At 53.3% G+C, this 23,096-nt stretch carries 27 protein-coding genes; 12 read left to right on the forward strand and 15 right to left on the reverse strand.

Translation table 11 applies throughout. The features are described 5' to 3' along the window. Nucleotides 1-136: 136 nt before the first annotated feature. The 3 genes from L384_RS19370 to L384_RS19360 all read right to left on the reverse strand — a co-directional run bounded on the left by L384_RS19370 (nucleotide 137) and on the right by L384_RS19360 (nucleotide 3,276). On the reverse strand, nucleotides 137-820 hold the full coding sequence (locus L384_RS19370) for an oligogalacturonate-specific porin KdgM family protein (protein WP_003862842.1): 684 nt from the start codon (nucleotides 818-820) through the stop codon (nucleotides 137-139). A gap of 318 nt (nucleotides 821-1,138) precedes the next feature. Next, on the reverse strand, nucleotides 1,139-2,317 hold the full coding sequence (locus L384_RS19365; protein WP_003862843.1) for an acetyl-CoA C-acetyltransferase: 1,179 nt from the start codon (nucleotides 2,315-2,317) through the stop codon (nucleotides 1,139-1,141). 92 nt (nucleotides 2,318-2,409) lie between these two features. After that, nucleotides 2,410-3,276 (reverse strand): LysR family transcriptional regulator, encoded by an 867-nt coding sequence (locus L384_RS19360; protein WP_003862845.1) that lies wholly within the window; start codon nucleotides 3,274-3,276, stop codon nucleotides 2,410-2,412. A 101-nt stretch (nucleotides 3,277-3,377) separates the two neighbouring features. Here L384_RS19360 and L384_RS19355 point away from each other — a divergent pair, with 101 nt between their 5' ends. Next, on the forward strand, nucleotides 3,378-3,842 hold the full coding sequence (locus L384_RS19355) for a multidrug/biocide efflux PACE transporter (protein WP_022651793.1): 465 nt from the start codon (nucleotides 3,378-3,380) through the stop codon (nucleotides 3,840-3,842). A gap of 114 nt (nucleotides 3,843-3,956) precedes the next feature. Then, a complete protein-coding gene (locus tag L384_RS19350; protein WP_023323700.1) occupies nucleotides 3,957-5,186 on the forward strand; it encodes an amino acid permease in 1,230 nt (409 codons plus the stop codon). A gap of 33 nt (nucleotides 5,187-5,219) precedes the next feature. Here the strand turns inward: L384_RS19350 and L384_RS19345 are convergent, their stop codons facing one another. Continuing rightward, nucleotides 5,220-5,492, reverse strand: a complete 273-nt coding sequence (locus L384_RS19345; RefSeq protein ID WP_003862848.1) for a GNAT family N-acetyltransferase — start codon at nucleotides 5,490-5,492, stop codon at nucleotides 5,220-5,222. Nucleotides 5,493-5,502: 10 nt separating this feature from the next. Then, entirely contained in the window at nucleotides 5,503-5,733 is a 231-nt protein-coding gene (yjdI, locus tag L384_RS19340; protein ID WP_003862849.1) for a 4Fe-4S mono-cluster protein YjdI, read from the reverse strand. Nucleotides 5,734-6,186: 453 nt separating this feature from the next. On the opposite strand from yjdI, the gene L384_RS19335 reads away from it, so the two are divergent. The 7 genes from L384_RS19335 to L384_RS19305 all read left to right on the forward strand — a co-directional run bounded on the left by L384_RS19335 (nucleotide 6,187) and on the right by L384_RS19305 (nucleotide 12,540). Continuing rightward, a complete protein-coding gene (locus L384_RS19335; RefSeq protein ID WP_022651794.1) occupies nucleotides 6,187-6,375 on the forward strand; it encodes a con-10 family general stress protein in 189 nt (62 codons plus the stop codon). A 90-nt stretch (nucleotides 6,376-6,465) separates the two neighbouring features. Then, entirely contained in the window at nucleotides 6,466-6,963 is a 498-nt protein-coding gene (locus L384_RS19330; RefSeq protein ID WP_003862851.1) for a YciE/YciF ferroxidase family protein, read from the forward strand. A gap of 62 nt (nucleotides 6,964-7,025) precedes the next feature. Continuing rightward, nucleotides 7,026-7,532: a ferritin-like domain-containing protein gene (locus L384_RS19325; protein ID WP_003862853.1), complete on the forward strand. Its 507-nt coding sequence runs from the start codon at nucleotides 7,026-7,028 to the stop codon at nucleotides 7,530-7,532. Between the two features lie 17 nt (nucleotides 7,533-7,549). Next, entirely contained in the window at nucleotides 7,550-8,422 is an 873-nt protein-coding gene (locus L384_RS19320; RefSeq protein WP_023314785.1) for a manganese catalase family protein, read from the forward strand. Nucleotides 8,423-8,492: 70 nt separating this feature from the next. After that, nucleotides 8,493-9,896, forward strand: a complete 1,404-nt coding sequence (locus tag L384_RS19315; protein ID WP_003862857.1) for a cytochrome ubiquinol oxidase subunit I — start codon at nucleotides 8,493-8,495, stop codon at nucleotides 9,894-9,896. Continuing rightward, nucleotides 9,896-10,906, forward strand: a complete 1,011-nt coding sequence (gene cydB / locus L384_RS19310; protein WP_015571779.1) for a cytochrome d ubiquinol oxidase subunit II — start codon at nucleotides 9,896-9,898, stop codon at nucleotides 10,904-10,906. Before L384_RS19315 ends, cydB begins: the two co-directional genes overlap by 1 nt. An 8-nt stretch (nucleotides 10,907-10,914) precedes the next feature. Continuing rightward, complete coding sequence (locus L384_RS19305; protein WP_023323701.1) at nucleotides 10,915-12,540, forward strand: alpha-amylase family protein; 1,626 nt, start codon at nucleotides 10,915-10,917, stop codon at nucleotides 12,538-12,540. On the opposite strand, the gene L384_RS19300 is transcribed toward L384_RS19305, so the two are convergent. Genes L384_RS19300 through L384_RS19285 form a run of 4 tightly spaced genes read right to left on the reverse strand, consistent with a single transcriptional unit; the run spans nucleotide 12,541 to nucleotide 15,032 of the window. After that, nucleotides 12,541-13,527 carry an SDR family oxidoreductase gene (locus L384_RS19300; protein ID WP_023323702.1) on the reverse strand — a complete coding sequence of 329 codons (987 nt, stop codon included), beginning with the start codon at nucleotides 13,525-13,527 and terminating at the stop codon, nucleotides 12,541-12,543. 16 nt (nucleotides 13,528-13,543) lie between these two features. Further along, on the reverse strand, nucleotides 13,544-14,062 hold the full coding sequence (locus tag L384_RS19295) for a 2-oxo-tetronate isomerase (protein WP_023323703.1): 519 nt from the start codon (nucleotides 14,060-14,062) through the stop codon (nucleotides 13,544-13,546). A gap of 10 nt (nucleotides 14,063-14,072) precedes the next feature. Further along, nucleotides 14,073-14,519: a DUF421 domain-containing protein gene (locus tag L384_RS19290; RefSeq protein ID WP_023323704.1), complete on the reverse strand. Its 447-nt coding sequence runs from the start codon at nucleotides 14,517-14,519 to the stop codon at nucleotides 14,073-14,075. A 9-nt stretch (nucleotides 14,520-14,528) separates the two neighbouring features. Next, entirely contained in the window at nucleotides 14,529-15,032 is a 504-nt protein-coding gene (locus L384_RS19285; RefSeq protein WP_023323705.1) for a hypothetical protein, read from the reverse strand. Between the two features lie 139 nt (nucleotides 15,033-15,171). Between L384_RS19285 and L384_RS19280 the strand changes: the two genes are divergently transcribed. Then, entirely contained in the window at nucleotides 15,172-15,561 is a 390-nt protein-coding gene (locus L384_RS19280) for a YdeI family stress tolerance OB fold protein (protein ID WP_003862868.1), read from the forward strand. A 61-nt stretch (nucleotides 15,562-15,622) separates the two neighbouring features. Continuing rightward, nucleotides 15,623-16,507, forward strand: coding sequence for an SDR family oxidoreductase (locus L384_RS19275; RefSeq protein ID WP_022651800.1), 885 nt, complete (start codon nucleotides 15,623-15,625; stop codon nucleotides 16,505-16,507). Between the two features lie 33 nt (nucleotides 16,508-16,540). Here the strand turns inward: L384_RS19275 and L384_RS19270 are convergent, their stop codons facing one another. Next, entirely contained in the window at nucleotides 16,541-18,523 is a 1,983-nt protein-coding gene (locus tag L384_RS19270; RefSeq protein WP_023323706.1) for an alkyl/aryl-sulfatase, read from the reverse strand. A gap of 171 nt (nucleotides 18,524-18,694) precedes the next feature. On the opposite strand from L384_RS19270, the gene L384_RS19265 reads away from it, so the two are divergent. Continuing rightward, the gene (locus L384_RS19265; RefSeq protein WP_023323707.1) at nucleotides 18,695-19,093 is read left to right on the forward strand and encodes a hypothetical protein; all 399 of its coding nucleotides are present in this window, start codon (nucleotides 18,695-18,697) and stop codon (nucleotides 19,091-19,093) included. A 59-nt stretch (nucleotides 19,094-19,152) separates the two neighbouring features. Here L384_RS19265 and L384_RS19260 read toward each other — a convergent pair whose 3' ends face one another. From L384_RS19260 to L384_RS22605, 5 genes are all read right to left on the reverse strand, one after another. Beyond that, nucleotides 19,153-19,764: an outer membrane beta-barrel protein gene (locus L384_RS19260; RefSeq protein WP_003862873.1), complete on the reverse strand. Its 612-nt coding sequence runs from the start codon at nucleotides 19,762-19,764 to the stop codon at nucleotides 19,153-19,155. A gap of 100 nt (nucleotides 19,765-19,864) precedes the next feature. Continuing rightward, nucleotides 19,865-20,494 (reverse strand): winged helix-turn-helix transcriptional regulator, encoded by a 630-nt coding sequence (locus L384_RS19255; RefSeq protein WP_003862875.1) that lies wholly within the window; start codon nucleotides 20,492-20,494, stop codon nucleotides 19,865-19,867. 63 nt (nucleotides 20,495-20,557) lie between these two features. After that, complete coding sequence (locus L384_RS19250; protein WP_023323708.1) at nucleotides 20,558-21,733, reverse strand: OmpP1/FadL family transporter; 1,176 nt, start codon at nucleotides 21,731-21,733, stop codon at nucleotides 20,558-20,560. Nucleotides 21,734-21,956: 223 nt separating this feature from the next. After that, on the reverse strand, nucleotides 21,957-22,625 hold the full coding sequence (locus tag L384_RS19245) for an isochorismatase family protein (protein ID WP_017382881.1): 669 nt from the start codon (nucleotides 22,623-22,625) through the stop codon (nucleotides 21,957-21,959). 259 nt (nucleotides 22,626-22,884) lie between these two features. After that, the gene (locus L384_RS22605) at nucleotides 22,885-23,028 is read right to left on the reverse strand and encodes a hypothetical protein (protein ID WP_015571788.1); all 144 of its coding nucleotides are present in this window, start codon (nucleotides 23,026-23,028) and stop codon (nucleotides 22,885-22,887) included. Between the last annotated feature and the right edge of the window lie 68 nt (nucleotides 23,029-23,096).

A 23,096-nucleotide genomic window follows, 5' to 3' on the forward strand; every position in this document is an offset into this window, starting at 1 on the left:
TTTTGGGTGATTGCGCGGCGCTTTTTGCCGGGTGGCGCTTCGCTTACCCGGCCTACGAAAAAATGGATTGGAAAGAATGTGTAGGCCGGGTAAGCGTTAGCGCCACCCGGCGGTTTTTAGCGAAGGAACTGAATTATCAGAAGGAGTACGCCACACCTAAACGGAAACGGGTCTGGCGTTCGTCCGTGTCTTTAACCCCCACGTTCCCCACCTCCACATACGGTGCCCAGTTTTTATCCCATTTGTAGGCCAGTTTGGCGTTATATTCGTTGGAATAATCTTTATTATTATTTCGGGCCACGCCTTCAGAACTTTTCGCGTAAACATAGTTCAGCTCGGTACGCCAGTCACCTAATACCCAACCGACCCACGCATCGCCTCGGTTAACTTTATCATCGTCCTTATTTGAGCTTGACGGGTAGCGAGTATATTCGTAACGGTAACGCGCAGCCACGTAGAAGCCATTATCGAAGCTATATTGCACATGCAGATTCGGTTTATAAATGGTGCGACTGTCTGTGCTTTCAATCGTAAACGCAGGGGTCAGGGCGATATTGTCTGTCGCTTTCCAGCGCCAGCTAATCTGATCTTCGTGACCGTTCCCCACTACATCCGCGAATGGCTGATCTGCCTTGTCCCCGCCTGATTTCCACTTCGCCTCGACTGAAAAACCGAAGCCATTATCAAAGCGGTGCGAGACGGCAACACGGTCGGCATTCGAGCCGCTGTCAATATATTCGTGACGCAGATCGACGGTAACGGCGCTAGCCGCAAAAGAGGCACTAATAAGGGAAGCAAGGAGCAGAGATTTCTTAAACATGAAAAAACCCTCAATTAAAATAACGTTTCGTTTTTATGAAACTTGAGTTTATTTTTTATGCACCGTTATTTTAGTGACAAGGATCGAAATTATTTGTTTCATTTTTTTTGGCAAAGATCGACGTGAACCCCATCAACAAAAAAAGGGCATTAACCGTAAATTTCAGGGGGAAGATCACATTAAGCACTTCACAAAGCAAATAATTAACCGCGCAATAATTATTGCGGGCTTCAGAAAGAACGCAGAAGTGTTAAAAAAGGATTCTGCGGACACAAAAAAACCTCCCGTGGGAGGTTTTCTGTGCACAGAGAGGGGAAACTACCGTTCGATAGCCAGGGCCACCCCCTGCCCTCCGCCAATACAGAGCGTTGCGATCCCTTTTCGGGCGTTACGCTTTTTCATTTCGTGGACCAGCGACACCAGAATGCGGCAGCCGGAGGCGCCAATGGGATGACCCAGCGCAATTGCACCGCCGTTGACGTTGACCCGCAGCGGATCCCATTCCAGCATTTTCCCGACCGAGATCGCCTGTGCAGCAAAGGCTTCGTTGACCTCAATCAGATCCACATCGCTCAGCTCCCAGCCCGCCCGCTCCAGGCAGCGGCGCGTGGCATAGACCGGGGCGATCCCCATTAACGCAGGATCAACACCCACGCTGGCAAACGCTTTGATGCGCGCCAGCACCGGCAGCGCCAGCTCCTGGGCTTTGCTTTCACTCATCATCATCACCGCCGCCGCACCGTCGTTAATGGATGAGGCGTTGCCTGCCGTTACAGAACCGAGCGTTTCAAAGGCCGGATCGAGTTTTGCCAGCCCTTCTGCGCTGGCATCGGTGCGCGGCTGCTCGTCGGTATCGACGATGAGCGCTTCGCCGTTCTGGCGCTGGGTACTGACCGGGACAATTTCATCGCGAAAACGCCCGGAGTCGATCGCTGCACGCGCTTTTTGCTGTGAGCTGAGGGCATATGCATCCTGAAGCTCGCGGCTGATACCGTATTCCCGCGCCAGGTTTTCCGCCGTTACGCCCATATGGTAGTCGTTGAAGGCGTCCCACAGCCCGTCGTGAACCAGACTGTCAAGCAGCTGACTGTTCCCGAGCTGCGCGCCGGTCCGGCTGTCGGTCAGGACGTGCGGGGCGCGGCTCATATTCTCCTGCCCGCCGGCAATAACCACGTCCGCTTCACCGCACTGGATGGCCTGCGTCGCAAGATGGAGCGCTTTCAAACCTGAACCACAGACGTCGTTGATGGTAATTGCCGAAACGGTATTGGGCAGGCCCCCCTTCAGCGCTGCCTGGCGTGCAGGGTTTTGTCCCGCGCCAGCGGTCAGCACCTGGCCAAGGATCACCTCATCAATTTCATGTGCGGCAATCCCGCTGCGTTCCACCAGCGCTCTTACCACCACGCTGCCGAGATCAACCGCAGAGTGACGCGCAAGCGCTCCCTGAAAACAGCCGATAGCCGTACGTAACGCACCCACTATAACGACATCTTTCATCACGACCTCTGTGCAAAATGACATGACGATAGTAGAGGATTGTTATCAACAATTGACGCAAATGTTTAAAATTAGTGAGTTTAGTCACAGGATTATCGTGCGTCCTGCAAGTACTGGCGCAGCCAGCTTCCGGCGACGCCGGGCGGGGTTCGTTTGTTCCATACCAGATCGATGGCAATCGACCTCGGCCAGCCCGGCACGTTCAGCTGCACCAGCGATTTCGACGCGGCAAATTCGTCGACCAGCGCGCAGGGTAACGCGCACCAGCCAAAGCCCTGTACCGCCATACTCAGCAGTAACAGGTAATTCGGCGCAGACCAGACCGGCCCGCGCGCAAGGGGCGCTTCCCGTTCAAGATAGGTACTCAGCCGCAGCTCGCGCCAGCCATGCAGCTCGTCCGCCTGCGTCTCATGTTGCCCTGCCAGAGGATGTCCGGCAGAAACGTAAATAGCCATCCTTGTCTGCATAGGCAGACGGGTCGCGCCAATATCGGTCGGGTAGCTGTCGCGCGCTTCCGTCAGGCCAATTTGCGCCCGCTCCTTTTGCAGCAGATCGATCACGTCCTCCTCTTCCCCAATCAGGCACTCAAATTCCGTGTGCGGAAAACGCTGGTCGAACTGGCTCATCATCTGTTCCAGCACGGCCGGGTTAAGCGTATCGGAGAGAACAAAGGTAAAACGCGCCTCCGTTTGCGCCGTTAAGGATACGGCCAGCTCATCCAGGCGCGCGCTGGCGGCGAGTATCGACTGGACATAGCCCAGCACCTGTTCACCCTGGGCGGTCAACACCGGGTGACGCGCCGAGCGATCGAACAGCTCAAAGCCAAGGTCAGCTTCAAGGTTGGCGATGGAGGTGCTGATGGTGGACTGGCTTTTACGCAGCCGCCGTGCCGCAGCAGAAAACGAACCTGCGGCGACAGTTTCAACAAACGCGGTCAGTGCTTCGGGAGAATAACGCATGATGTATCTACTTTATCGATGGATACCATCTTTTATATATCACCTTAAACGATAAGAATAGACCGCATCAACGCCCATACTGGCGTCAATATGAGGTAAATATGCAACATCAGGATGCACTCCAACGTAAATTGCCGGAGCGGATCTTCCATGCCGTCTGTTTTGAAGGCATTGCTACGGCGATCCTCGCCCCGACGGCCGCGTGGCTAATGCAGCGCTCGGTGGTTGAAATGGGGGGTCTCACCATAATTCTGGCGACCACGGCAATGCTCTGGAACATTATCTATAACTTTGGCTTCGACCGTTTCTGGCCCGTCCAGCGGGTGAAGCGCACGGCGAAAGTGCGCGCCCTGCATGCGCTGGGTTTTGAATGCGGTTTTATTGTGATTGGCGTAACCATCGTTGCCGCCGTGCTGGGCGTGACGCTGCTCCAGGCCTTTACGCTGGAAATTGGTTTCTTCCTGTTCTTCCTGCCGTACACCATGCTCTACAACTGGGCGTACGACACCCTGCGGGAGAAAATCATCAAGCGCCGCCAGCAACGACGCGCCCTGGCAAGCGAATAACCTTCCGGCCGGAGACCTGCTCCGGCCCCCCCTGCGAAGCAACGGCGACCTCAACGCATAATTATGGTAAATTGCACTCCTTTTTGTTCGTTTTATAGTTGATACGTTGCTCTAATGTCGAAAATTTGGTCAAAAGAAGAGACTCTCTGGAGTTTCGCCCTCTACGGCACTGCCGTGGGCGCAGGAACCCTGTTCTTGCCCATTCAGCTCGGCTCTGCTGGCGCGATTGTCCTGCTGATCACCGCCCTTGTGGCGTATCCCTTAACCTACTGGCCGCATAAAGCGCTGGCGCAATTTATTCTGTCGTCGAAGACGAAAGGCAACGAAGGGATCACTGGTGCCGTTTCCCATTACTACGGCAAAAAGATCGGCAACCTCATTACCACGCTCTATTTTGTGGCTTTCTTTGTGGTGGTTCTGATTTACGCGGTGGCGATAACTAACTCACTCACTGAACAGCTGGCGAAACGGATGACGGTGGATACCGGCATGCGGATGCTGGTGAGTTTTGGCGTGGTGCTGATTCTGAATCTGATCTTCCTGATGGGGCGGCACATCACCATTAAGGTGATGGGTTTCCTTGTCTTTCCGCTGATCGCCTATTTCCTGTTTGTCTCGCTGTATCTGACGGGCAGCTGGCAGCCGTCGCTTCTGACGAGCCAGATGGCCTTCGACCAGCATACGTTGCACCAGGTGTGGATTTCGATCCCGGTGATGGTTTTCGCTTTTAGCCATACTCCGATCATCTCGACTTTCGCCGTGGACCGTCGCGAGAAATACGGTGAAGAGGCGATGGGTAAATGCAAAAAAATCATGAAAGTGGCGTATCTGATCATCTGCCTCAGCGTGCTGTTCTTTGTGTTCAGCTGCCTGCTTTCGATTCCACCGTCGTATATCGTGGCGGCAAAAGAGGAAGGGGTGACGATCCTGTCCGCGCTGTCGATGATGCCTTCGTCCCCGTCATGGCTGGGCATTTCCGGCATTATCGTGGCAATTATAGCGATGTCGAAATCGTTCCTCGGCACCTATTTTGGCGTGATTGAAGGTGCAACGGAAATTGTGAAATCGTCTCTGAATCAGGTGGGTGTGAAAAAAAGTCGCGCCTTTAACCGCGCGGTTTCGATTCTCGGCGTGTCGCTGATTACCTTTGCGGTCTGCTGCATCAACCCGAATGCGATCTCGATGATTTACGCCATCAGCGGTCCGCTTATCGCCATGATCCTGTTCATCATGCCGACGCTGTCGACGTACCTGATCCCGTCGTTAAAACCGTACCGCTCCATCGGTAACCTGCTGACGCTGATTGTAGGTGTGCTGTGTGTGTCGGTGATGTTTGTCGGTTAAGTATGCTGCCCGGCGCAATGCCGGGCATCTGTTTTACGCCCGAATATCGTCATACTCCCGCGTATTATCAAACTCATGCTTCGCAAACGGACACAGCGGGATAATTTTACGGTTCTCCCCGCGCATCTTCTCTACCACCTTCGCCACCAGCTGCTTACCCACACCCTGCCCTTTCAGGCTTGGATCTACATCGGTGTGCTCAATGATGCTCAGATGCTCGCCGGTCGGGACAAAGACAATCTCCGCTACCTGATTGCCTTCGGCGTCGTTGACGTAAAACTTGTTATGGCCTTCAAGAATTTCCATGGTTCCTCACTTATTTTTGGCGGTACTTCAGCGCACCGCTCGGGCAGGTATCAATTACGCGCACAACCGTTTCTGCATCTACTTCATCCGGCGCGATCCATGGTTTACGCTTCAGGTCGAACAGCGCCGCGCTGCCGCGCACGCAGTTGCCCGAGTGTTTGCAGATCCCGGTGTTGAAGTAAACATCAATTTTCTCACCGGTGTAGGCCCGGTACCCCGCATCCAGTAGCTCCTGATCCATGATATTGCCTCTGTAATTATTGTGGTGACAAAAGAAGCATACCCTCAGCCGATCCGCCTGACCACGTTAAAAACGAGGTTTGGCCACCCTCTTTTCAACACGTTATTTCGCCAGGCACTTAAGATTATTCCCAATACAGAGGCACCCGTTGCGACGATATATTTTTGCGTTGTGTCAACTCTTGTAATAATTCACGCCACGTTCACATTAGGATTATTAGCTATGCGAACGCCCAACATCCAGATTTATTTCGCCCTAACCAGTGGATTTACCGTCCGTTTTTAAAGTTCGTAACGAAGCGGTATTTCCTGAACACCTGCAAAATCACCGCAAAACAACCCAGACATGAAATTTGACTCTTCTCACATAACGACTAATGTTAATTCCTGAACGACAACTGATACGAATTACTTATCGTATCTCCTGACATAAACGCAACATGAGGGTTGATATATGGCAGAGCAACATCGTGGTGGTTCCGGTAATTTCGCTGAAGACCGTGAAAAGGCATCAGAAGCTGGACGTAAAGGCGGCCAGCACAGCGGCGGTAATTTCAAAAACGATCCGCAACGCGCATCTGAAGCGGGTAAGAAAGGGGGCCAGAACAGTCACGGCGGAGGCCGTAAATCTGATAACTCCTGATCTTATTTAAAGCTCTTATAAATATACCGAGAGCATGCTGCGGGCCCGTCGGCTCGCAGTACCTTCCCTTTATTTCACTGGAGCGAAAATATGAATATGAAAACTGTTGAAGATGTATTTATTCACCTGTTATCCGACACCTACAGCGCTGAGAAGCAGCTGACCCGCGCTCTAAGCAAGTTAGCTCGCGCCGCATCCAGCGAGAAGCTGAGTGCCGCGTTCACGGCCCACCTCGAAGAGACTCAGGGACAAATCGAGCGTATCGATCAGATTATTGAGCAGGAATCCGGCCTCAAACTGAAGCGCATGAAATGCGTTGCGATGGAAGGCTTAATTGAAGAAGCCAACGAAGTTATTGAGAGCACTGAGAAAAATGAAGTGCGTGACGCTGCATTAATTGCCGCAGCACAAAAAGTCGAGCATTACGAGATTGCCAGCTACGGCACCCTGGCCACCCTGGCTGAACAATTAGGCTATAAAAAAGCCGTTAAACTTCTTGCCGAAACGCTGGAAGAAGAAAAAGAAACCGATCTCAAATTAACCGATCTGGCTGTCGGCAATATTAATCAAAAAGCCCAGAAAGGATAAATATTAATTTGATGAGCATCAGCAACAAAAATTAACCAGATAATAAATCACAGGAGTTAATTATGAATCATGTAGAACACTACCATGATTGGCTACGCGATGCCCATGCGATGGAAAAGCAAGCCGAATCCATGCTGGAATCTATGGCCAGCCGTATTGATAATTATCCCGACTTACGTGCAAGAATTGAACAACACGTTAATGAGACTAAACACCAAATTACCGTGCTGGAAGAAATTCTCGACCGCAATGATATTTCCCGTTCGGTCATAAAAGATTCCATGAGCAAAATGGCGGCGCTCGGCCAGTCCATTGGCGGCATGTTCCCTTCCGACGAAATTGTTAAAGGCTCCATCAGCGGCTACGTTTTTGAGCAGTTTGAAATTGCCTGCTACACCTCTCTGCTGGCTGCGGCCAAACAAGCGGGCGATACCGCCTCCATTCCTGCCATTGAGTCCATTCTGGAAGAAGAGCGCCAGATGGCTGACTGGCTGCTCCAGCATATTCCACAGACGACGGAACAGTTCCTGCTGCGCTCCGATGCGGACGGTGTTGAAGCGAAAAAATAACGAAAGAGGGAGAAACTATGTTTCGACACGTAAAACAGCTGCAATACACGGTACGCGTAGCCGAACCGAATCCGGGCCTGGCCAATCTTCTGCTTGAGCAGTTTGGCGGGCCACAGGGCGAACTTGCCGCGGCATGTCGTTACTTTACGCAAGGATTGAGCGACGACGATCCCGGTCGTAAAGATATGCTGATGGATATCGCGACCGAGGAATTAAGTCACCTGGAAATTATCGGCACCCTGGTGGGTATGCTGAATAAGGGTGCGAAAGGTGAACTGGCGGAAGGCGTTGAAAATGAAGCGGAATTGTACCGCTCCATGACCGAGAACGGCAACGACAGTCATATCACCTCCCTGCTCTACGGCGGCGGTACTCCACTGACCAACTCCGGGGGCGTACCATGGACGGCGGCGTATGTGGATACTATTGGCGAGCCCACCGCCGATCTGCGCTCTAACATTGCGGCCGAGGCGCGCGCCAAAATTATCTACGAACGGCTTATTAACGTAACGGACGATCCGGGTGTTAAAGATGCGCTGGCGTTTTTAATGACGCGTGAGGCAGCACACCAGCTCTCATTTGAGAAGGCGCTCCAGTCGATCCGTAACAATTTCCCACCGGGTAAATTGCCGCCAATCGAAGAGTACACTAATAAGTACTACAATATGTCTGAGGGGGGAGAAGTTCGCGGTAGCTGGAACAGCGATAAGCACTTCGACTACGTGGAATCTCCTCAGCCCGCGGTCGATGGCGGTGACGGCGGCGCAAGCGTAACGCTCACGACAGAGCAGGCCACGCTGGTCAAAGCGATGTGCGCACGTACGAAATCCGACCCTAACGCCGATCCGCTTACCGGTGCCGAGCTTGGCGCAGGTAAGAAAAAACCGTAACCGGTTTTGCCAGGCAGCCTGAGGCTGTCTGGCAATGCCTTGTGCGCTATCAGTTCCAGAGGTACGGAGCATGTTCGAGCTTGATGCGTTTCATCTGGCCAGGATACAGTTCGCCTTTACCGTCTCTTTTCATATTCTCTTCCCGGCGATCACCATCGGGCTTGCGAGCTATCTGGTGGTTCTCGAAGGCATGTGGCTTCGCACAAAAAATGATGTCTGGCGCTCGCTATACCATTTCTGGCTAAAAATTTTCGCCGTCAACTTTGGTATGGGCGTGGTTTCCGGGCTGGTGATGGCTTACCAGTTTGGGACTAACTGGAGCGGCTTTTCCCAGTTCGCGGGCAGCATAACCGGCCCTTTGCTCACCTATGAAGTCTTAACCGCCTTCTTCCTGGAAGCCGGTTTCTTAGGCGTGATGCTGTTCGGCTGGAACAAGGTTGGCCCCGGCCTGCACTTCTTTGCCACCTGCATGGTGGCGCTGGGCACGCTGATGTCCACCTTCTGGATCCTCGCCTCTAACAGCTGGATGCACACCCCGCAGGGCTTCAGTATTCAGAACGGTCAGGTCATTCCCGAAGACTGGCTGGCCATTATCTTTAACCCCTCATTCCCTTACCGACTGATCCATATGTCCATCGCCGCCTTCCTGTGCAGCGCCTTGTTTGTGGGCGCGTCCGGGGCATGGCATCTGCTGCGCGGTAACGATACGCCCGCGATCCGCAAGATGTTCTCCATGGCCATGTGGATGGCGCTGCTGGTCGCGCCCATTCAGGCCGTGGTTGGGGATATGCACGGGCTGAATACGCTTGAGCACCAGCCTGCCAAAATCGCCGCGATTGAAGGCCACTGGGAAAACCCGCCCGGCGAGGCCACCCCGCTGCTGTTGTTTGGCGTACCGGATATGGAAGAGGAACGCACCAAATACGGGCTTGAAATTCCCGCGCTCGGCAGCCTGATCCTGACGCACAGCCTGGATAAACAGGTCCCGGCGCTGAAGGATTTCCCGAAAGAGGACCGCCCTAACTCGCTCATCGTCTTCTGGTCCTTCCGCATTATGGTCGGCATGGGGCTGCTGATGATTACCCTTGGCGTACTGAGCGTCTGGCTGCGCTATCGCCGTCGACTCTATCACTCACGGCCATTCCACTGGTTTGCCCTCTGTATGGGGCCTGCCGGATTACTCGCGCTGCTCGCCGGGTGGGTCACCACCGAAGTGGGCCGCCAGCCGTGGGTCGTTTACGGCTATCTGCGCACGATAGATGCGGTGTCTCTGCACAGCACGTTGCAGATGAGCATCAGCCTGCTGGCCTTTATCGTGGTCTACTGTTCGGTATTTGGCGTGGGATATGTGTATCTCGCCCGGTTGATTAAAAAAGGTCCGCAGCCTGTGGGCACGCTAACGTCTAATACATCGGGTACCCCTGCCCGTCCGCTGTCCGCCGCCGAGTCTGTTCCGGAAGAGGAGAAGATCTGATGGGCGTCGATATCCCGGTCATCTGGTTTGCCATTATTGTCTTCGCCACGCTGATGTACATCATCATGGACGGTTTCGATCTCGGTATCGGCATGCTGTTCAGCTTTGTGGGTGATGCCAAAGAGCGCGACGTGATGGTGAACAGCGTCGCCCCGGTCTGGGACGGAAATGAAACCTGGCTGGTTCTCGGCGGCGCAGGGTTGTTCGGCGCGTTTCCGCTGGCCTACGCGGTAATAATCGATGCCCTGACCATCCCGCTGACGGCCATGCTGATCGGGCTTATTTTCCGCGGCGTGGCATTTGAGTTTCGCTTTAAGGCGACCCCTTCCCACCGCAAATTCTGGGACTATTCTTTTGCTGGCGGTTCCCTGCTCGCAACCTTCAGCCAGGGGATCGTGGTTGGCGCGATGATCAACGGCTTTGACGTGGAAGGGCGTCGCTTTGTGGGCTCCTCGCTGGACTGGTTCACCCCGTTTAACCTGTTCTGCGGGCTGGGCTTAATTGTCGCCTATACCCTGCTGGCCACCACGTGGCTGATCATGAAAAGCGAAGGCGCGCTGCAAAACCGGATGCGCGAGCTGACCCGCCACGTTCTGCTGGCGCTGATTGCCGTCATTGCGGTGGTAAGTATCTGGACCCCGCTCGGCTGGCAGTTTGTCGCCGAACGCTGGTTTACTCTGCCTAACTTCTTCTGGTTCCTGCCGGTTCCGGTTCTTGTGGCGGTATTCAGCCTGTGGATCTGGCGGCTGACGCGTAATCCCGACAGCCATGCCCGTCCGTTCCTGTTAACGCTGGGCCTGATCTTCCTCGGCTTTAGCGGCCTGGGCATCAGCCTGTGGCCACACATAATTCCGCCGCACATCACCCTGTGGGAAGCCGCCGCGCCGCCTGCCAGCCAGCTGTTTATGCTGATCGGCACGCTGTTAATCATCCCGGTGATCCTGGTTTATACCGCCTGGAGCTATTACGTCTTCCGGGGCAAAGTGTCTGATACCGAAGGTTATCACTAAGGATTACTATGGCAGGCTGGCATACACGCGCCATTATTTACCAGATAGATACTGCCCTGTTTTACGATCTGAACGGCGATGGCTGTGGCGACATCGCCGGAATCGCCGCGAAGCTACGCTACATCCGCCGGATGGGCGCGACGGTTATCTGGATCACTCCGTTTTACCTCACGCCTTTTCTCGATGAAGGCTATGACGTGAGCGACCATTTGCAGGTCGATCCCCGCTTCGGCAAGCTCAACGATATCATCGCCTTTATTGAACAGGCGCGGGAGCTGGGGATGCAGGTCATTATTGAGCTGCTGATCCAGCATACCTCGGATGCGCATCCCTGGTTTCAACAGGCCCGCCGCAACCCTCAATCACCCTATCGTGACTATTACCTGTGGTCCGACACGGACGACGACGATACGCCGCCGATGTTCCCCGGCGTGGAGAAGAGTATCTGGACATGGGACGACGAGGCGGGGCAATACTATCGGCATATGTTTTATCACCACGAGCCGGATCTCAATCTGGCCTCCCCTGCGGTGCTGAAGGAGGTTGAGAACATCATCATCTTCTGGCTAAAGCTCGGGGTGTCGGGCTTTCGCCTGGATGCGGCGTCGCACCTGACAAAACAGGCCGGACGTGGGGATGAAAAACGCGGCCTGTGGATCCTGGAGCATCTGCGCCGTCTTATCGAGCAGCGTAACCCGGATGCGATCCTGCTCGGCGAAGTCGACGTGGAGGTCGAGGCCTACAAAGATTATTTTGGTCAGAACGACCGGCTCAACCTGGTGCTGAATTTCTGGCTCAATAAGTACTTCTACGTCAGCCTTGCGGAGAAAAGCGCACGACCGCTGCGCAACGCGGTGAAGAAGATGATTGTGCCGCCTGACTCCTGCTGCTTCGCCAACTGGCTGCGCAATCATGATGAGCTGGATCTGGAAGGGATAGGAAAAAAAGCGAAGCAGACCGTCATTGATGCCTTTGCCCCTGACGAAGAAATGAGTGTGTATCAGCGAGGTATCCGCCGCCGTCTGGCGCCGATGCTTAATGGCGATCGTAAGCGGCTGGCCTTTTGCCATGCGGTCTTGTTTTCGCTGCCGGGCGTACCGGTCATGCGCTACGGGGATGAGATTGGCATGGGAGATGATTTGGAACTGGAGGAGCGTTACGCCGTACGCACCCCGATGCAGTGGGCCGGATCGCAAGGCGGCGGTTTCTCAGACGCCGACCCGGAAACTTTTATCGCCCCGATGATTGACCGCGGCCCGTACCGCTATCAAAAAATCAACGTGGCGGATTCGCTGTTGCACCGCAACTCACTCCTGCACTGCATTATCGATATCGCCAATACGCGCTCGGAGTTCCCTGAGATCGGCGTCGCGCCGTTTCGTCTTATTAATATCGACAGCGATGCGGTGCTGGGGATCTATTACGAAACCGACACGCGCAGCATTCTGACCTTCGTTAACTTTAGCGATAAGCCCGTTAATTTTACCGCCAGAGGGATCCGGCATGCGACCTGGACCGCCTGCCTGGCGGACAAACGCTACAACGACGCGCTGGTGTGCGGCAAAACCGTCGCGCTTAACCTCAGCGGCTATGGGTACCGCTGGTTCTGGACCGATCGTACCGCACTGCGCTGATTATCGTCTCCGCGAGAGCAGAAGACGCGCCACGATCGCACCCGTGACGGCGAGGGAGCCGAGCAGCACTTTCCCCGGCATGCCGGAGGTAACGCTGGTGGCGCGCTCTTTTGCTTCGTCGGTGAAGTGCCCGTGGATTTTATGCAGATCGTTAACCGGCTGATCCAGATAGTCCTGACGGTCATCCGCATTTAGCGTATCGGTCATCTGCCCTTCCCAGGCCTTTTTAACCATCAGCCGATCCAGAAAGCCGGGAAAAAGAAATTGCCCGACAATCGACTGGACGGTGCTGCTGCCCACCCACAGCTCCCGCACCGGTTTTTGCGCTACCTTGAAAATCGCGCTGGCAGCCACTTCCGGCTGAAACACGGGGGGAACCGGTCGCATCGCCCAGGCAAATGTATTCCTCGCCCACTCGAACTGCGGCGTATTGAGGCCCGGCATCTGTACCATTGCGATCTGCACCCGGCTGTTTTCATGCATCAGCTCGGTGCGCACGGCGTCGGTAAACCCGCGGATCGCGGCCTTCGCCCCGCAGTAGGCTGACTGCAAGGGAATGGAGCGGTAGGCCAGCGCGGAGCCAACCTGAATAATCGTTCCGCGATCGCGTGGGGTCATTAACTCCAGCGCGGCGCGGGTACCGTTAACATAGCCCAGATAGGTCACCTCGGTGACGCGGCGAAACTCCTCAGGCGACATGGTGCGAAACGGCGCCAGCATCCCGCCCATGGCGTTATTCACCCACACATCGATGGCTCCAAGCCGGTATTCAATCTCGTTAGCAGCATCGGTCACCGCCTTGCTGTCCGCCACGTCGGCCTGAACGGCACAGGCGTTGATCCCGAAACGGCGCAACTCCTCTTCTGTGGAGCGCAGGCTCTGCTCATCGCGGGCAATGATGCCCACATCGTAGCCCGCTTTGGCAAAGTGCAGCGCCGTGGCCTTCCCCACGCCCGCCGTACCGCCGGTAATCACGATGACAGCCATAGCCTTTCCCCTTGTTTCAGACGTTATCCCAGCCGGAGAGTATTTCGATCAGTTCAGACAAGGAATAACGCACCGCTTTATCCACCACATCCTGACATTCACCGGAAAACAGCACGGTGCGGGTTTCCGTCTGTCCGCGAATATTCCAGCCGAAGCAGACCGTACCGGCTGCGGTGCCATCGTCTCCGCCTTCCGGTCCCGCATAGCCGCTGATGGCAAGGCCAATATCCGCCTCGGCAATTTCGCGAATTTTAGCGGCCATCTCGGTCACCGTTTGTTCACTGACGGCGGTGAAGCGCTCAATGGTTTCGTGCCGCACGCCGAGGATCCTCTCCTTCGCCGCATCGCTGAACACCACCATGCCAACGTCATAAAATTCCGCCGTGTTCTCTTCGGCACAAAGCGCAACCGCGAGATTGCCGCCGGTACAGGACTCTGCGGTAGTTAACCGCAAACCTCTGTCCGTAAGCTGAGTGGCGAGCTTTTTCGTCAGCTCGCTGATGGTGTTGTTACTGTCGTGAATAAGATTGCTCATCGCGTTGCCCTTAATTTTCGTCAGGAATAATAGAAATATGACCATTACGCTCAAGAATAGCGTATTTTATCTCCTTCAATTCTGTAATACCGTGATTCTGGCGGGCTGATACCAATATATCATCACAGGATACATCGACCTTTTTCAGTTTATCGGCAAGGGGGACACCGTTCTCCACCAATATCACCGGCGTGCCATCAAGAATATTCTCAACAGTGGAAAAATATTTTTTCAGGAGGCCAAAAATAATATCCACCACCACCAGCGTTGTTATTGTAATCATCGCACCGGTGATGGAAAAATCTTCGCCAAGCAGCGCCTGCTGTGTCGCCTCACTGATAATTAAGAGCAAAATAAGGTCAAAACTGGTCATTTGTAACAGGGCGCGCCGCCCGGCAACTTTAAACACAATGACCAGAAACAGGTAAATTGCCAGGGCACGAAAAACCATGTCCATATTCGACTCCTAGGGGTAAATAAACTGCCAGAAACGGATATCTGGCTCGTTGTTTACGCGGATGCTGTTTGCCCACTTCCCTGCTTTTGACGGCGTGATGAATAATAGAACGGTAAATTTATCGGTCTGTTGTAAACGATCGTAGACGAGAAACAGGGTATTCCCCCGGCTGTACATGCTGTCCGGTTGTGGCCAGACGCTGCCGGGCTCATACGCGTCGCTGCTTTCGCTGGTCAGGCTGAGGGTATATTTGCTCTCAGACGTCACCGGAAACGTCAGCGCCATCCGCGATTCGGTCTGGCGGCGACCGAAGCGCTCATAGCTCAGGGTCAGGGATTTTGCATCGTTTGTTTTCTCCACGTCACTGACCACACCGCTTGAAAACAGCCCGGCAATTGCCGCCACGATAATAGCTAACAGCACAATAAAACCCACCTGACGAAATGCGTACTCAAACGTCAGTAAACGATAACTCTCTTTTATCCCAGGCACTTTTTCATTTTTTGGTTCCATGGCAGTCGTCACCGTTTCGCTTAATTGCCGAAATTTTTGATTTCTCTGTGAAAATGCTTTTAAGACTTATCACATTTGCCACATAAAGAAATAGCAACAATACTTAATAAGTCAAGACATCCAAAATGAAGGATATCAGATGAAATTATCAGTGATTTCAGCTTTGTTAATATTAATTATCCCTACTGCCTGGGCAGATAATAACGGCGGGTTACAAAAGGGTGACGCGCCGCCACCGCCGCATGCGCTGGACAGCGGTTATCGTGGTACCGATGATGCGCGCATTATGACCATTACTCAGGCGAAAGAGATGCATGATGGCGCCTCTATTTCACTGCGCGGCAATCTTATTGATGGCAATGGCGATAAATACGTATTCCAGGATAAAACCGGGAAAATCGACGTTATTATCCCGAAAGCCGTATTTGACGACAGAACCGTGGAACCTGACAACATGATCAGTATTAGCGGCTCGCTCGATAAAAAATCATCCCCACCCGTAGTCCGGGTCAGCCACTTGCAAAAATAATTCAGCGAAGCGTTAACGCTGTAACTATCCATCAAATCTCACCCCTAACAAGGAGTTAGCTATGAGTGATAATGAACAACGTACGAACGCTTACCCAACGCCACCTTTCCCGGAGCAACCCCAGACGCCGCCGGGCCTGTCCTCAGAAATGGAACCCGTACCCGACCACGGCGAGAAGAGCTACAAAGGGCATGGACGTCTTGCCGGTAAGAAGGCGCTAATTACCGGGGGCGATTCCGGCATCGGACGCGCGGTAGCCATTGCCTATGCCCGCGAAGGGGCAGATGTCGCCATTAACTATTTGCCGGAAGAGGAAGAAGACGCAGCGGAAGTCATCGCCCTGATTAAAGCGGAAGGACGGAACGCCGTCGCGCTTCCGGGCGATGTGCGCGACGAAACTTTTTGTCAGAACCTGGTGGAGCAGGCCGTCTCAAAACTGGGCGGGCTGGATATCCTGGTGAATAACGCAGGCCGCCAGCAGTATCGTGAGTCGCTGGAAGAACTGACTACGGAAGATTTTGACGCGACCTTTAAGACCAACGTCTATGCGCCTTTCTGGATCACAAAGGCGGCATTGCGCCACATGAAAGCTCCCGCTTCCATCATTAACACCTCCTCCGTTCAGGCGGTTAAACCGAGCGCCGTACTGCTTGACTATGCGCAGACCAAAGCCTGTCTCGCGGTGTTTACCAAAGCGCTGGCGAAACAGCTGGGTCCGAAAGGGATCCGCGTGAACGCGGTAGCGCCCGGACCTTACTGGACCGTGCTCCAGCCCAGCGGTGGGCAGCCACAGGAAAAAGTGAAACATTTTGGCGAGAGTACCCCTCTGGGACGCCCGGGACAGCCCGTGGAGATCGCACCGCTGTATGTCACTCTGGCCTCGGATGAGTGTTCATACACCTCCGGGCAGGTCTGGTGTTCAGACGGCGGCGACGGCGTCATTTGACGAAAAAGGCTGCGAAAGCAGCCTTTTTTACTTTTAAGGGGTGACGACAGGAAACCAGAAGCCGAAGCTCTCCATGCAGCGCAGCATTTCGTTCACCTTCGCGGCGTTGCCGACGATCGTCACCTCTCCTGCCTGTTGCGCCTTTTTCAGCGTGGTTTCCTTAAGGATGATTTTGTTCAGCGTTTCGCGGCTGAGCGTAATGGTTGCATCCGGATCTTCTGCCTGGATATTGGCACTATGGTTCAGCACGCCATTCTCCAGCTCCAGCTTATACCTGCCGCCCTCGCGGCCTAAATCAACGTTAAAAATACCTCTGGCATTCGCCGCTCTGACGCCGTTAAGGTGAACGCCGAAGTAGTCAAAAATCATCTCAGTCGACATGGCACGGACCGCATCCGGGCTGGCGGTTTTGGGCGTCGGCTTTATCTTCACGCCGTTACGCAACTCTTGCGCACCGGTGAGGTAGGCGTTACGCCACGGCCCTGACTCCGCATGGTATCCCAGCTGTTCAAACGCGTCCGCTTCCAGTTCGCGCGCCGCCTTATTATTCGGATCGGCAAAAACGACTTTACTGACCACCTGAGCCACCCAGCGATAATTCCCCCGGGCATAATCGACACGGGCTTTTTCAAGGATCGCGCGGGCTCCGCCCATGTAATCGACATACTTTTTCGCCGCCTCGACCGGAGGCAGTTCATCGAGCGTCGCCGGATTGCCGTCGAACCAGCCAAGATAGTAGACATAGGTGGCTTTGACGTTGTTGCTTACCGAGCCGTAATAGCCACGGCCTGCCCAGGATTTAGCCAGTCCGTAAGGCAGGGCGAAATTTGCGGCTATTTCATCCCTCGTCAGCCCCTTATTCGCCAGTCTGAGCGTCTGGTCGTTGATATAGCGGTAGATATCACGCTGGCTTTTCATCAGCTTCACCACTTTCTTATTACCCCATGTGGGCCAGTGGTGCTGCGCGATAATAATTTCCGCTTTATCCCCCCAACGATCGAGAGCGTTATTGATGTACTTTGACCATGCCAGCGGATCGTGTATCTTCGCCCCGCGCAGCGAGTAGGTATTGTGCAGGGTGTGAGTGACGTTCTCTGCTGCTTGAATCAGCTTTTTCTCTTCCACATACCAGAGCATTTCAGACGGCGCTTCCGACCCCGGCGCCAGCATAAAATCATAGGTGAGACCGTCGATGATCTCTTTCTGCCCGTCTTTGGTAATGGCGTGAGTGGGCGCGATAAGCGTGACCGTCCCCGCTGAGGTGGTCGTCCCCAGACCCGCTCCTATCTGACCTTTTACATTGGCCTTTAACAGGTTTCCGTAGATATAACTGGCACGGCGGCTGATGGCATTTCCGGCCATGATATTTTCCGATACCGCCTCTTCCATAAAACCTGCTGGAGCATAGACTTTCACTTTGCCGGTCATCACTCCCGCTTCATCGACCACGCCACGCACGCCGCCATAATGATCGACATGACTATGGGTATAAATAACGGCAACAACCGGGCGTTTGCCACGATGTTGAACGTAAAGATCCATGCCCGCTTTGGCCGTTTCCGCAGACAGCAGCGGATCGATAACCGTGATCCCCTCTTTGCCCTCTATAATCGTCATATTCGACAGATCGAGGTTGCGGATCTGGTAGACGCCTTCCGTGACCTCAAACAGACCGCCAATATTATTCAGCTGCGCCTGACGCCACAGGCTCGGGTTGACGGTATCCGGCGCTTTTTGCCCTTCTTTGATAAAAGCGTATTTCTGGGGGTTCCAGATAACGGCGCCTTTTTCGTCTTTAATCACCGCGGGTGGCAGCGAGGCAATAAAGCCTTTGTGCGCATTTCGGAAATCGGTCTTATCAAAGAAGGGCAGTTGACCATAAAGTGCATCATTCATCTCTTTCGTATGGGCAGTGGCTCCCTTCCCTTCCTTTTGTGCCAGGACAGGCAATGAGGTCAACGAGACTAATAGCAGACCAGCAACGGCCATCGCACTAACGAGAGTTTTAAATTTCATACTTCCTCGAGGAGTTATATTCACGCTGGCGGTACATGGGGGGAAAGGAGGCTATCACCAGGCTTATCTTTAACCTATGAAATTAATGTTTATAAATAAATAAGTTAATTCTTTCGTCGCTGCGGCCTTCAGGGATAATGCTGAGTCCAGTTATTTCCCCGGAGTGATTCGATGAAGAGCCTGCCGTTCTTTTTCGCTGTATTAACCCTCAGCACATTAACAGCCTGTAGTTCTCCCCAACCAGACAATGTTGAAAAAATTAATCATCTGCAAATTCCACTGGTGTTGCCGGGGGAAAAATCGCCGCAGGTACAGATATCGCATATCGCGTCTCTTTATCAGGAAAATAAACAGCAGATCGAGACCCTAACGCGCAGCGTAAAATCACAGTATCTACAGGACACCACCGCAAAAGAAATTTTTGTTGCGGACAGTGCCGTTCAACGCGTCTATGCCTCGCTGACCAAGCTGGAACAGCTAGATATGGTTAACCAGCAATACCTGAAAGATAATAATGTCACGGGCCTGCAAAATATTCATATCGTTCTTGAACCATTATTCACCAGCTGAAAACAAAAAACCCGGCAACTTAAGCAGCCGGGTTTTTATTAATGGGCATATCACGGACATCAGTCGTACTGACCAAAGCGATAGCTAAGCCCTGCGGTGACGGAACTCAGGTCGCTGCTCACGCCGATCTGGTTAACATTGCCCACGTTGCTTACCCACTGATACTCCAGGCGGCCCGCCCAGTTTTTATTGAAGGCGTATTCAGTACCCACGGCAGCAAGCGGGCGCACACCTGTTTCAAAACGATTGTGACCACTTACATCGGATTCAGCGCGATAGCCCATTGCGCCGGCACGGCCGTAAATATCCCAGTCATTGGTCAGGGCATAACTGGCCTTCAGAGACAGTTGCAGGCCCTGCGTCTTCATTTGCGCCCCTGCGCCATGCTGGCCTTTAATCTGCATGTTGCCTAAATAATCATAACCACCTTCTACCGCAAGCCATGGGGTAATCTGATAACCCGTATAAACACCCCCGCCGACATTATCATGGTCAAAATCGAAGTGATCGGAATGCGTGTTCTCAAACGCTTTTGAACCCATATTGGTATCAAAATAGTGAGACCAGCCGAATTTCGCCCCGCTATACCAGGTGCCCGCATCCGCGGCGGCGAAGGCGGAAGTGGCGGTAAATACATTAGCCACAATTAATGCGATAACTGTCTTTTTCATAAAAATACCGTTTACTTGATAAAGTTAAATCTGAGAAAGCAAACGATATAGAAAATTAACGGCAGCGTTAATTCCATTTCTGTTTAATTTTAAACTTCCGCTAGAATGATTCGGGTAAATGTCTGACTTCAAGCAGGTATCCGCCGCGCTTAAAGGAGATATATTCTCCCTGCTTAAGGGCGGATAATACATTGAGTATACTGCTGCGAGAGAGCAGTGTACGATCCTGAATATATTCCAGAATCGTGGTACGCAGACGCGTCTCTTCCGGGAGCAAAATCATTTCCTGAAGGTGGTTACGAATAACGGAATAGGTACGCTGCTGGAGTACCTGTGCATCACGAAATATTAAATAGGCCGTATGGTATGAAAGCAGCGCGGCGACATCCTCCCAGACGCCCTCGGCGCGAAACAACTCAGCCGCCTTGTCCGCATCGAGACGTAAAATAGTCGACTCCCTTTCCGCACGGAGAAGATGCCCCTGCGTAGGCTGGATCATCTCTGCAATACCAAACAAATGCGGCTCGTAAACGGTCACTACCACCAGTCCATCCGAAGCCCGCAGCAGGGATAACTCCCCTTCCAGAAAGAGGTACATCTGCTGTTTCCCCTTCCGTAACCAGGTGAGTCGCTTACGCGGAACAACGTGCACTTTCTCCGCTATCGGCTCAAGGATAGCGGTCAGTCGTTCGATGGATTTTTCGGGTCGAACAGGCGGTAAAATATGCATGGTACAACCTTCTGACATTCAATATCTGCCATTATAGACCATATATTTTAAGCGGTTAGCCGATCAAAACTGATAGCTGTAGTTGACGCTGGCAAACCAAAGATAAGGATGGTCGTAACTTCCGGCAAACGCCACCGGCGATTTCACATGCGACGACTGCATATGAAGATACGACACGGCAATACCAATATTGCTGGCCGGGGTGATCTGATACTGGGCCCCCGTGCCAAATCGCCACTCATCGCCGGTAGGTAAGGTTAAGGCCACATCGCTCTGGCTTTCATACGGCGAGCTGTCGAACGCCACACCGGCATTCAGTCGCCACTGAGGCGTTGGACGATACTGCACGCCCACCGCACCGTGCCACGTGTCCTTCAGGCGGCTGACGTTGTTCAGCTGCTGGTCCCCGACGACGATTTGCGGCGCGCCGAACTGGCTCCAGTCCTGCCAGCCGAGATCGCCCATAACCGACCACCGCGGGTTAATATCATGCACCAGACTGAGCATGATTTGCTGCGGCGCGCTGATCTGTGCCGACAACGGCAGGTCGTAGGTGCCGTTCTGTAGACGCGCGTTGCCGTCAATATTGAAGCTGAAGTCCGTTTCGCTGTTCCAGGTAATACCGGCTCGGGTCTGGTCAGTTAGCTGCATCAGCAGCCCAAGCCGATAGCTCATGGCCAGGTCTTCATCGCGTCGCTGGTAGTCATCATCGTTAACGCTGCGAGTCAGCGAGAAGTAACCGTAGTTAACGTTGGCGGACGCGCCAATCGAAAGACGGTCGTTAAGCTTATAGGCCAGCGAGGGGCTGAGCGTCATGGCTACCATGGTACTCTTTTTAATCAACCTGTCGCCCGCCCAGCTACCGTAGTCGATCCCCAGGCCGTAATTACCGTAAAGCCCGACCCCGGCATAAAGATTATCGGTCACCTTCTGGCTATAAAAGGCGCTGGCATTCGGGATGGTTTTCATCACATCGCCGGGGCTTTGATGGGCATCGTTATCCAGCTGGTTGTCGATGGAGCCATCCATAACCTGTAACCCACCGGTGACCATATGATCCGGTAAGCGCGTCATGCCAGCCGGGTTGGTCATAATTGTAGAGGCATCCTGCGCACGAGCCGCCTGCCCTGCTCCGGCAAGCGCGGTATCTTCGGTGCCGGCTTCATAAAAATAGAGGGCGCTGGCATGGGCACTGGAGGCAGCTAATACGCCAGCGCACAGGAGGAGTCGTGTTTTCATCTGTGGTCCGGGAAATAAAAAATTTGCCGACAGATATAACAGGGGCGATTGATTACGTAAAAAGAAAGAGGGTTTAATTTTAAATTATGCGCGGTTCAGCCCCTCTTAATATCTCTGACAATTCAGCGACGTCCGGAATACGACGCCGCTACGTCCTGCACCTGTAATACGCTCAGGTACAGGACGATAAAATCCAGCAACTTTTATACAGGTTTATTAGGACTTACTTATAATGCTCCAGATTGGTTTCCGGGCCCGTTCTGGCAATTTCCTGAGCTTTGCCGAAACTTTCAATCAGGCACTTATATTCCGGACAGACATGCTCTGCCAGGATCTCAGCAAAGCGAGAACCTTCCTCGCGGTTCCAGGTTCTCATTAATTCAGCGACAATGGCAAACGTATCGGTAGGGATCGCCCCCGCCTGAGCCACGCGCGCGATGGTGGTATCGGTCGCGATTTTGGACCAGTTCCCCGAGGCATCCACAACACAGTAAACCTTATACCCCTCCTGGACAGCGCTAACCGCAGGGAACGCCATGCAGACGCTGGTGAGCGTGCCGGCAATAATCAGGGTCTTTCTGCCCGTCTTTTCCACTTCCTTCACAAACGCCGGATTATCCCAGGTATTAATCTGCCCGGTGCGTGGAACATACACGGCATGGGGTGCATATTTGTGAATTTCCGGGATGAGCGGGCCATTGGGACCGTCAGGAACAGAGGCCGTGGTGATCACCGGGATATTTAAAAGCGTGGCAACTTTGGCTATCGCTGTCACATAATTACGAAGGTCTGGTACAGGCACATCACGTACCGTGTTGAATAAGCCACTCTGATGGTCGATGAGTAAAATTACAGCGTCATCAGTATCAATCATACCGTTTGTAGCAGCCATATTTCTTTCCTCATGATTTCTTTTACATTGCCGTCAACTCTCCCGGCTCCGCGATTTTACATGCACATGGTCAGGGTATAATGCATTGATAAATCATAATGAATAGTAGTTCGATCCGGTCTGAATACCGCATCATTTCAGGACAATTTCTGGCACGGTACGCTGAGCCATCGACGCTGACGGAAAGCCCTCGTGAGGAGAAAAAATCTTTACAATGCCGTTATGCGGCCATTCGTATTCGTTCGGCTGAAGGCAAGCGTTACTCACTACTGGGATCGCCCTTATCCTCCCGCATGGATTCGATAAACTCCCGTTGCTCCTCTGTGAGTTCAAGCTCATCCAGCAAGCGATCTAACTCTTCTTCAGGTGATTCCTTTTGGTTCTTTCTCTTCCCGGTAGCCATACTCACCCTTGAGTTATTAGGATTAATCTCAGGGTATCCAGGGTACAGGAAATGTGCAACTTAGCGTG

Origin of the sequence: Enterobacter sp. MGH 38, assembly GCF_000492855.1 — a bacterium.
Taxonomy (GTDB): Bacteria; Pseudomonadota; Gammaproteobacteria; order Enterobacterales; family Enterobacteriaceae; genus Enterobacter; species Enterobacter hormaechei_C.

Excerpts from the sequence above, each read along its gene's own strand:
- L384_RS19370 (WP_003862842.1), bottom strand. The coding sequence starts at position 820 with ATGTTTAAGAAATCTCTGCTCCTTGCTTCCCTTATTAGTGCCTCTTTT.
- L384_RS19365 (WP_003862843.1), bottom strand. The coding sequence starts at position 2,317 with ATGAAAGATGTCGTTATAGTGGGTGCGTTACGTACGGCTATCGGCTGT.
- L384_RS19360 (WP_003862845.1), bottom strand. The coding sequence starts at position 3,276 with ATGCGTTATTCTCCCGAAGCACTGACCGCGTTTGTTGAAACTGTCGCC.
- L384_RS19355 (WP_022651793.1), top strand. The coding sequence starts at position 3,378 with ATGCAACATCAGGATGCACTCCAACGTAAATTGCCGGAGCGGATCTTC.
- L384_RS19350 (WP_023323700.1), top strand. The coding sequence starts at position 3,957 with ATGTCGAAAATTTGGTCAAAAGAAGAGACTCTCTGGAGTTTCGCCCTC.
- L384_RS19345 (WP_003862848.1), bottom strand. The coding sequence starts at position 5,492 with ATGGAAATTCTTGAAGGCCATAACAAGTTTTACGTCAACGACGCCGAA.
- yjdI (WP_003862849.1), bottom strand. The coding sequence starts at position 5,733 with ATGGATCAGGAGCTACTGGATGCGGGGTACCGGGCCTACACCGGTGAG.
- L384_RS19335 (WP_022651794.1), top strand. The coding sequence starts at position 6,187 with ATGGCAGAGCAACATCGTGGTGGTTCCGGTAATTTCGCTGAAGACCGT.
- L384_RS19330 (WP_003862851.1), top strand. The coding sequence starts at position 6,466 with ATGAATATGAAAACTGTTGAAGATGTATTTATTCACCTGTTATCCGAC.
- L384_RS19325 (WP_003862853.1), top strand. The coding sequence starts at position 7,026 with ATGAATCATGTAGAACACTACCATGATTGGCTACGCGATGCCCATGCG.
- L384_RS19320 (WP_023314785.1), top strand. The coding sequence starts at position 7,550 with ATGTTTCGACACGTAAAACAGCTGCAATACACGGTACGCGTAGCCGAA.
- L384_RS19315 (WP_003862857.1), top strand. The coding sequence starts at position 8,493 with ATGTTCGAGCTTGATGCGTTTCATCTGGCCAGGATACAGTTCGCCTTT.
- cydB (WP_015571779.1), top strand. The coding sequence starts at position 9,896 with ATGGGCGTCGATATCCCGGTCATCTGGTTTGCCATTATTGTCTTCGCC.
- L384_RS19305 (WP_023323701.1), top strand. The coding sequence starts at position 10,915 with ATGGCAGGCTGGCATACACGCGCCATTATTTACCAGATAGATACTGCC.
- L384_RS19300 (WP_023323702.1), bottom strand. The coding sequence starts at position 13,527 with ATGGCTGTCATCGTGATTACCGGCGGTACGGCGGGCGTGGGGAAGGCC.
- L384_RS19295 (WP_023323703.1), bottom strand. The coding sequence starts at position 14,062 with ATGAGCAATCTTATTCACGACAGTAACAACACCATCAGCGAGCTGACG.
- L384_RS19290 (WP_023323704.1), bottom strand. The coding sequence starts at position 14,519 with ATGGACATGGTTTTTCGTGCCCTGGCAATTTACCTGTTTCTGGTCATT.
- L384_RS19285 (WP_023323705.1), bottom strand. The coding sequence starts at position 15,032 with ATGGAACCAAAAAATGAAAAAGTGCCTGGGATAAAAGAGAGTTATCGT.
- L384_RS19280 (WP_003862868.1), top strand. The coding sequence starts at position 15,172 with ATGAAATTATCAGTGATTTCAGCTTTGTTAATATTAATTATCCCTACT.
- L384_RS19275 (WP_022651800.1), top strand. The coding sequence starts at position 15,623 with ATGAGTGATAATGAACAACGTACGAACGCTTACCCAACGCCACCTTTC.
- L384_RS19270 (WP_023323706.1), bottom strand. The coding sequence starts at position 18,523 with ATGAAATTTAAAACTCTCGTTAGTGCGATGGCCGTTGCTGGTCTGCTA.
- L384_RS19265 (WP_023323707.1), top strand. The coding sequence starts at position 18,695 with ATGAAGAGCCTGCCGTTCTTTTTCGCTGTATTAACCCTCAGCACATTA.
- L384_RS19260 (WP_003862873.1), bottom strand. The coding sequence starts at position 19,764 with ATGAAAAAGACAGTTATCGCATTAATTGTGGCTAATGTATTTACCGCC.
- L384_RS19255 (WP_003862875.1), bottom strand. The coding sequence starts at position 20,494 with ATGCATATTTTACCGCCTGTTCGACCCGAAAAATCCATCGAACGACTG.
- L384_RS19250 (WP_023323708.1), bottom strand. The coding sequence starts at position 21,733 with ATGAAAACACGACTCCTCCTGTGCGCTGGCGTATTAGCTGCCTCCAGT.
- L384_RS19245 (WP_017382881.1), bottom strand. The coding sequence starts at position 22,625 with ATGGCTGCTACAAACGGTATGATTGATACTGATGACGCTGTAATTTTA.
- L384_RS22605 (WP_015571788.1), bottom strand. The coding sequence starts at position 23,028 with ATGGCTACCGGGAAGAGAAAGAACCAAAAGGAATCACCTGAAGAAGAG.